The 6,747-nt window shown below is 59.4% G+C and carries 6 protein-coding genes; 5 read left to right on the top strand and 1 reads right to left on the bottom strand.

Annotation, left to right across the window (positions count from 1 at the left end; genetic code table 11):
• Window positions 1-139: 139 nt before the first annotated feature.
• Window positions 140-2,173 carry a SpoIIE family protein phosphatase gene (locus B2W96_RS08625; RefSeq protein ID WP_293009884.1) on the bottom strand — a complete coding sequence of 678 codons (2,034 nt, stop codon included), beginning with the start codon at window positions 2,171-2,173 and terminating at the stop codon, window positions 140-142.
• A gap of 275 nt (window positions 2,174-2,448) precedes the next feature.
• Here B2W96_RS08625 and dusB point away from each other — a divergent pair, with 275 nt between their 5' ends.
• From dusB to B2W96_RS08600, 5 genes are all read left to right on the top strand, one after another.
• Window positions 2,449-3,417 carry a tRNA dihydrouridine synthase DusB gene (gene dusB / locus B2W96_RS08620; RefSeq protein ID WP_293009883.1) on the top strand — a complete coding sequence of 323 codons (969 nt, stop codon included), beginning with the start codon at window positions 2,449-2,451 and terminating at the stop codon, window positions 3,415-3,417.
• Entirely contained in the window at window positions 3,414-4,016 is a 603-nt protein-coding gene (locus tag B2W96_RS08615; protein ID WP_293009882.1) for an RNA polymerase sigma factor, read from the top strand. Before dusB ends, B2W96_RS08615 begins: the two co-directional genes overlap by 4 nt.
• Window position 4,017: 1 nt before the next feature.
• Window positions 4,018-4,875 (top strand): anti-sigma factor family protein, encoded by an 858-nt coding sequence (locus tag B2W96_RS08610; RefSeq protein ID WP_293009881.1) that lies wholly within the window; start codon window positions 4,018-4,020, stop codon window positions 4,873-4,875.
• Window positions 4,876-5,097: 222 nt separating this feature from the next.
• A complete protein-coding gene (locus B2W96_RS08605; RefSeq protein ID WP_293009880.1) occupies window positions 5,098-5,625 on the top strand; it encodes a QueT transporter family protein in 528 nt (175 codons plus the stop codon).
• A gap of 24 nt (window positions 5,626-5,649) precedes the next feature.
• Window positions 5,650-6,489 carry a deoxyribonuclease IV gene (locus B2W96_RS08600; RefSeq protein WP_293009879.1) on the top strand — a complete coding sequence of 280 codons (840 nt, stop codon included), beginning with the start codon at window positions 5,650-5,652 and terminating at the stop codon, window positions 6,487-6,489.
• The last annotated feature ends 258 nt before the right edge of the window (window positions 6,490-6,747 follow it).

Raw genomic sequence — 6,747 nt, 5'->3', positions numbered from 1 at the left:
AATTTTTATACCCCGCCGAGGAAAAGATTTTCGGTGCGTTCACTGCAGGAAAAATTTTCAGGCAAACGAAGGCCGCGGGATTAAAAAATCCCGCGGCCTTGTCGTCTTAAAAAATTTTATAAGCGCCTTTGATTTTACCTTACACTTCTTTCAGTCCCTCGGACGGCAGGTACAGCACCTGCACGCCGCAGTCGTCTACAAGACCGTTTTGCTTTTCCGCTTCTCGCAGAATCAAATTTGCAAGCTGCTGCGGGTCTGTCCCGCTCCAGCCCGCCAGTAGATTTTGAAGCCACTCGTCGTGGTTGCTGTCCGCCGCCCCGTCGCTGATAAGAACAGCAAAGCTCTCCGGCTCCAGCCGCAGACGGGTCACATCGGGTCCCGCCGGAGACGTTTTCAGGCCCGCGGGCAGCGCAGCGCCGGTGATACGGCGCACTCTTCCGAAACGCTTGATATAGGAGGGCGCCGCGCCGTATTTGTAAATGGCGGCTTCCCCGCTTTCCAACTGCAACGTCAAAAGGTCGATGGTGGAAAAGCTTCCCGTTTCCTGCCCACGAAGGGCCATGGCAGCATTCATGGTGTTCAGTGCGGCCTCAGCTTCCACGCCCGCTTCCAAAAACTGGCGCAGCAGCCGGCAGGTCAGGGCGGATTCCCGCCGGGCCGCCTCGCCGCTGCCCATGCCATCGGACAAAAGCAGGCACAGCAGGCCGTTGTCTGTTTCAAAGGAAGCCAGCGTATCGCCGCAGGAAACCTCCCCCTGCTTGGGCTTAATGGCCGCGCCCAGTTGATACCGGTGGCGAACCCCCACCGACGTGGGAACCGCTTCCAGATTTGCTGCTGTGGCCGCCAGCAAGTCACTGAGCCGGGCATACTGCCCCTTTGCGTCCTGCCGCGTCTCTTCCATTCTGCGGCGGTACTGCTTGCGCAGAAGATAGGCTGACAGCTCCACATTGATCGCTCCCAGAAATTCCGGCAGGTGGATGCAGCGGGAGGAAAAGTGGTTTGGAAAGTCCTTTGCCAGCGACCGTCCCCGCTCCAGAAGATAGGGCGTGGCATCGTTTAAAGCGTTGTAGGTCGCACCGTACTCCTTTTTCCAGCACAAATCGCACAGGGCACAGCCACGGCAGACCCGCTCCGCCGCCCGGTCAAACACGATGGCGGGATTTTCCTCTGCGGACTGGATGGGCCCCCGGCCCATGCTATCGTACAAGTCCCGGAAGGCCGACGCGGCCCGATCCAGCCGCTCCCGGAGAGTAGGCAGCGCACTGGCTTCCTGATGGGCGGTCTGCTTGACCCGCTTGCCGCCCAAAAGTTTCGGAGGAACCAGTAAAAAAAGCGGAATCGCCAGCGCCGCCTCCCCGATAGCGGAGAGTCCCTGCTCCTGCGTCACGGGGGCAAGCGCCGTCAGTGCCGCCAGCAGCCACAGCGCCCCGGCGGAGACGCGGCTTCGCCCCGTTCGCAGGCCCGCTGCCATTCCGGCAAAGCCATACGCGGCAGTGAAGACCGGCGCGTTCCCCCCTGCGCACAGGTCCGCCAGAAGTCCGGCCCACACGCCGGTGACCGTTCCTGCGGAAGCGCCCTTCTGCCATGCGGTAAACAGCACCAGACAGGCGATGACCGTCCGCCCCAGAGAGATTCCCCCGGGGGCCACGTCGGAAAACGCCAGCAGCAGCGTCACCGCCAGAAATTCCAGAGACTCGGACTTTTTTGTCTCCTCTCCGCCCCGCAGCAGCGGTGCGCAGCACCGGGCGGAGACACCCACCAGCACGGTGGTCAGCAGGCACGGCGTAAGCCTGGCCAACGGTGAAAGGGACTGCGCCACATAGATGCCCTCCACCGCCAGCGTCATTCCAGAGGCCACCAGGGGCGTGAACAAGGGCCTGTCGGTCAGCTTCATGCCCCGAAAAGCCGCCGCCGCCGTATACACCAGAATTGCCACGGCAATGTGGGCAAGTCCCGCCGAAAACTCCAGAAACACCAGCGCACCCACAACCGCCCCGGCCAGAGCGCACATTCCGTTGATTCCCGCGCCGCAGGCCGCCGTAAAGCCCAGCGCAAAGGGCGCGCTCCCCCCCGTAATCTGGGCCGCAGTCAGCGCCGCCGCCAAAAAAAAGCGCACGCCGCCGTTTAAAAAACGCACCGCCCGTGCGTTGTCCAAAGTGATCTGCCCGTGCATCAGGCTTGTCCCCTCCCTCGTTGGTTTTCCATTATTTTACATAACAACATTTAAAAATGCCGTCGGTAAAAGAGAGAGTTCAAAAGTTTTTGGTTTGCCGCCGCCATCCCCGGCGGATTTTGGAGAGTTTTCCGGCCCGGACCGGGAAAGGAGCAGGTTCCCTCTTTTCATTTGATTCGAGTTGTGATAGACTAGGAAAGTATATTGCGCCCCTGATTGGGGCGTCTTCGTAAGAATTGGCAATCTGGGCCCCGGCCCACAAAGGAGCTTATTTTTTGAAAATCGGAACAGTGGAAATTTCATCAAAGCTGGCCCTTGCCCCCATGGCGGGAGTGACGGACGCCGCCTTCCGCCAGATTTGTGCGGAAAACGGAGCGGGCTTTACCTGTACGGAGCTGATTTCCTCCAAGGCCCTGTGCTATGGCGACAAAAAAACGCAGGGCCTGCTGGCCCCCTTTCCGGGGGAGCGGCCCTTTGCCGTTCAGATTTTCGGCAGCGACCCCACCTGCATGGCCGAAGCGGCACAGATTGCGGCGGAGCTGTCCGGGGCGGACGTAGTAGACATCAACATGGGCTGTCCCGTGGGGAAGGTCGTGAAAAACGGAGACGGCTCCGCTTTGATGAAAGACCCGGAAAAAGCCGCCCGGATTGCCGAGGCGGTGGTGCGGTCCAGTCCCGTGCCGGTGACGGCGAAAATTCGCCGGGGCTGGGACATGGGAAATCTGAATGCCGTGGAAGTTGCAAAGCTTTTAGAGCAGGCGGGTGTTTCCGCCATCGCAGTTCACGGGCGCACGCGGGTGCAGATGTACGGCGGGCAGGCAGACTGGAACTCCATCAGGGAGGTCAAGGAGGCCGTAAACGTCCCGGTCATTGCCAACGGCGATGTTTTCAAGCCCGAGGATGCGGTTCGTATTTTAGAGCGAACCGGCGCGGACATGGCCATGATCGGGCGGGGCTGCTTTGGAAACCCGTGGCTATTTACACAGGCGGAGGCACTTTTGGAGGGGCTTCCCCTGCCGCCCCTGCCGCCGCTTTCAGAGCGGTGCGACACCGTGGTGCGCCAGATTGAGCTGTCCGCTGCCGCCCGGGGCGAGCGAACGGCTGTGCTGGAGGCCCGGCGGCACTACTGCTGGTACTTAAAGGGGATTCCCCACGCCGGGTATTACAAGGAGCAGATCGTCCGCATGAACACGCTGGAGGACGTTTATACTGTGACGAAAGGGATCAAAAGGGATCTGAAATGAATGACATCCCGGAACAACAACTGGTAAAAGACGCACGGGCGGGCGACGCGGACGCCTTTGAAACGCTGGTTCTCCGCTACGAAAAGCGAGTTTACGCGCTGGCACTGCGGATGTGCGGCAACCCGGCAGACGCGCAGGAGGCGGCACAGGAGGCGCTGCTCTCCGCGTGGCAAAGCCTGCCCTTCTTCCGGGGAGAGTCCAGCTTTTCAACGTGGCTGTACCGTCTGACCTCCAACGCGTCGGTAGATCTGCTGCGCAGGGAAAAGCGGCAGCGGGCCGTCTCTCTGGACGACGGAGAGCTGAGCCTGAACATTCCCGACGACCGGCTCACCCCCCACGAGGAAGCGGAACAATCTGAGCTGCGGGAGGCCATCCACTCCGGGCTGAAAACCCTGCCGGACGACTACCGTGCGGTGTTGGTGCTGCGGGAGCTGCATCAACTGAGCTATCAGGAGATTTCCAGTGCGCTGGACGTGGATCTGGGCACTGTGAAGTCCCGGATTAACCGGGGGCGAAAACGGCTTTGTGAATTTTTAACGGAAACCGGGAACTTTTTACCCGCCGCTCCGTCCAAGAATGCAGAGAAGGAGGGGCGATAATATGAAAATTTGCGAACAATACGCACTCCTTTTGGATTCCTTTGTAGACGGGGAGCTGTCCGAGCAGGAAGCCGGAACCGTGCGGGAGCATCTTGCCGCCTGTCCTGCCTGCGCGGCTTATGTCTCAGACGCTTTTGCCATCCGGGCCGGATTTGGAGACGTGGAGGAGACAGAGGTCCCCGCCGGCTTTGCCGACGGTGTGATGGCCGTCATCCGGGCAAACGCCGCACCCCGGAAAAAAACCCACCGCGCCCTGAAAACGGTTGCGTCTCTGGCGGCCTGCGCGGCTCTTGTATTCGCCGCCGTGCGGGTACTGCCCTTTGAAAGCTTTTCGGGCAGCGCGCCTATGACCGCCATGGCGGGGGGCGGCGCGGCTTTTAAAGCTGAATCGGAGAGCAGCGCGGCGGAAAGCGATGAGTTACTTCCTGCCCAAGAGGAAATCGACTCCTATGACGCGCCCTCCGACGAGGATACGATGACCCAGAGCTACACCGCTTCCTCCCCTCAGCTCTCTGAGATGTACGATTCCCCTTCCCCTGACAGTGCGGCCCCCTCCGAGCAGCAGGCTCCGCCCTCCTTCCTCATGACCCACCAGGCCAATGGGGACGGCGGCGCTTTGGAGGAAGACACCGTGTTCGCCGGAGTGGTTTTCCTTCCTGCCAGTGAGCCCCTCAGCGGACTTTTGGAGGGCCGGGAGAGCCAGCCCTACTCGGACGAAGACGGCGGCGCCGGAACCGGTTACGCAATGACACAGGATGAGTTGACATCCATTCTGGAGGAACTGGACGTAGAACCGGAGCTGCGGCTCAACACCGACAAAACTACCGATCTATATTGTCTCGTGGTGTCTGATTCATAAATGAACATCGCAAGGGGCCGCCAGCAGGCGGCCCCTTGACTTTTGTGCACCGGCTGTGCTATACTTCCAATCGACAGGTGCCATCTCCCTGTCCAAGCGTCGGCTGCGGCGTTCGTTCGGCAAAATCTTTTGCCGTTCTCTAAACAAAAAAATGGGGGCTGCGCGCATTTGCGCGCCGCGTGCTTTGTGACGGCCTCCGAATTTAAAAGGAGGTCTTTTTTTATGTCCAAATCCCGCTTCACCGTACAGCAAATTGCCTTCGCCGGCATCGTGGGGGCGCTGTACGCTGTCCTCAGTTACTTTGCAGCCATCTTCGGCGTGGCTTACGGACCGGTGCAGTTTCGCTTTTCCGAGGCGCTGTGCGTCCTGCCCTTCCTGTTTCCCGCCGCCGCGCCGGGCCTGTTTGTGGGGTGCCTTGTTGCAAATCTCCTGTCACCCTACGGCGCGCTGGACATTATTTTCGGCTCCCTTGCAACGCTTTTGGCCGCAATTCTTACCATGAAAGCTCCCAACAAATGGCTGGCCCCCCTGCCGCCGGTCCTGTGCAACGCGGCCATCGTGGGCACAGTCATCTCTTTCCAGCAGACCGGCTTTACGGATGCGTTTTCCGCCGCGCTGTCATATAACGCCCTGACACTGGGTCTTGGCGAAGCGGCGGTCTGCTATGTACTGGGAGGACTTCTCCTTGCGGCCCTGTCCCGGGTACGCGGCCTGCGGCCCATGATGGCGGAGGACCGGGTTTTGCTGTAATGCCTCTTTGGCGAAAGGATTTTTATGCTGAACATTGGATGTCACCTCTCCTCTTCTAAAGGCTTTCTCGCCATGGGTAAAACGGCGGCAGAAATCGGCGCCTCCACTTTTCAATTTTTTACTCGCAATCCCCGTGGCGGGGCAGCCAAGGCGCTGGACATGGAGGATATTGCCGCCTACCGCGCCTTTGCGGAAGAGCACGGTATTTTTCCCATTCTGGCCCACGCGCCTTACACCCTGAACTGCTGCGCCGCTGATCCCAATATCCGGGAGTTTGCCAGAAACACCATGGCGGACGATTTGGCCCGTCTGGAGCATTTTCCCGGCAGCCTGTATAACTTTCACCCCGGAAGCCATGTGAAGCAGGGTGCTGAGACGGGGATCGCGCTGATTGCCGAAACGCTGAACGCCGTTCTGCGGCCCGGACAAGCCGCCCGTGTGCTGCTTGAAACCATGTCTGGCAAGGGGAGCGAGGTGGGCCGCAGTTTTGAGGAGCTGCGAGCCATTATGGACCGGGTAGAGCACAGGGAGCTGCTGGGCGTGTGTCTGGATACCTGTCACGTTTACGATGCCGGGTACGATTTGGTACACGATTTAGACGGCGTGCTGGACGCGTTTGACAGGGCGGTGGGTCTTGACCGCCTGCGGGCCATCCACCTGAACGACAGTAAGAATCCCTTTTCTAGCCATAAGGACCGCCACGCACGCATTGGCGAGGGCAGTATCGGTCTTGATGCGTTCACCGCTATCATCAATCATCCCAAGCTGCGGCACCTGCCCTTTTATCTGGAAACCCCGCAGGAGGACGTGTCCGGTTACGGGCAAGAGATTGCCCTTCTACGGAGCAGATTTCTAAACAATTGAAATTTTCTGCGCTTACAGTTTAATCCACGAATGCACGATCTGTGCGATTTTTCCTGGCTGTAATGCGCGTTTCTCAAAGACCTTTTTCGTTAGGAAGTTGTAAGAGTCTGTTTGCTACGGATTGGGAAAGCGACCATTCTGTGCGCTTTCCCGCTGCGTAAACGGGATGTCTCTATTAGCGCACTTCTTCTATAAAAACACGTTTCTTTTCCTTCCGAAAAATTTGCCCCCAAAAAACCGCCCCTGCCGGTTGGCAGG

It is taken from the genome of Oscillibacter sp. UBA6647, from assembly GCA_002455655.1.
Lineage (GTDB): Bacteria > Bacillota > Clostridia > Oscillospirales > Oscillospiraceae > Oscillibacter.
Note: the sequence above shows the minus strand (reverse complement) of the source record. Positions and strands in the feature narration are given on the sequence as shown.

What these genes read in the sequence shown, in the direction of transcription:
- B2W96_RS08625 (WP_293009884.1), bottom strand. Translation starts at nt 2,173, where the DNA reads ATGCACGGGCAGATCACTTTGGACAACGCACGGGCGGTGCGTTTTTTA.
- B2W96_RS08615 (WP_293009882.1), top strand. Translation starts at nt 3,414, where the DNA reads ATGAATGACATCCCGGAACAACAACTGGTAAAAGACGCACGGGCGGGC.
- B2W96_RS08610 (WP_293009881.1), top strand. Translation starts at nt 4,018, where the DNA reads ATGAAAATTTGCGAACAATACGCACTCCTTTTGGATTCCTTTGTAGAC.
- B2W96_RS08605 (WP_293009880.1), top strand. Translation starts at nt 5,098, where the DNA reads ATGTCCAAATCCCGCTTCACCGTACAGCAAATTGCCTTCGCCGGCATC.
- B2W96_RS08600 (WP_293009879.1), top strand. Translation starts at nt 5,650, where the DNA reads ATGCTGAACATTGGATGTCACCTCTCCTCTTCTAAAGGCTTTCTCGCC.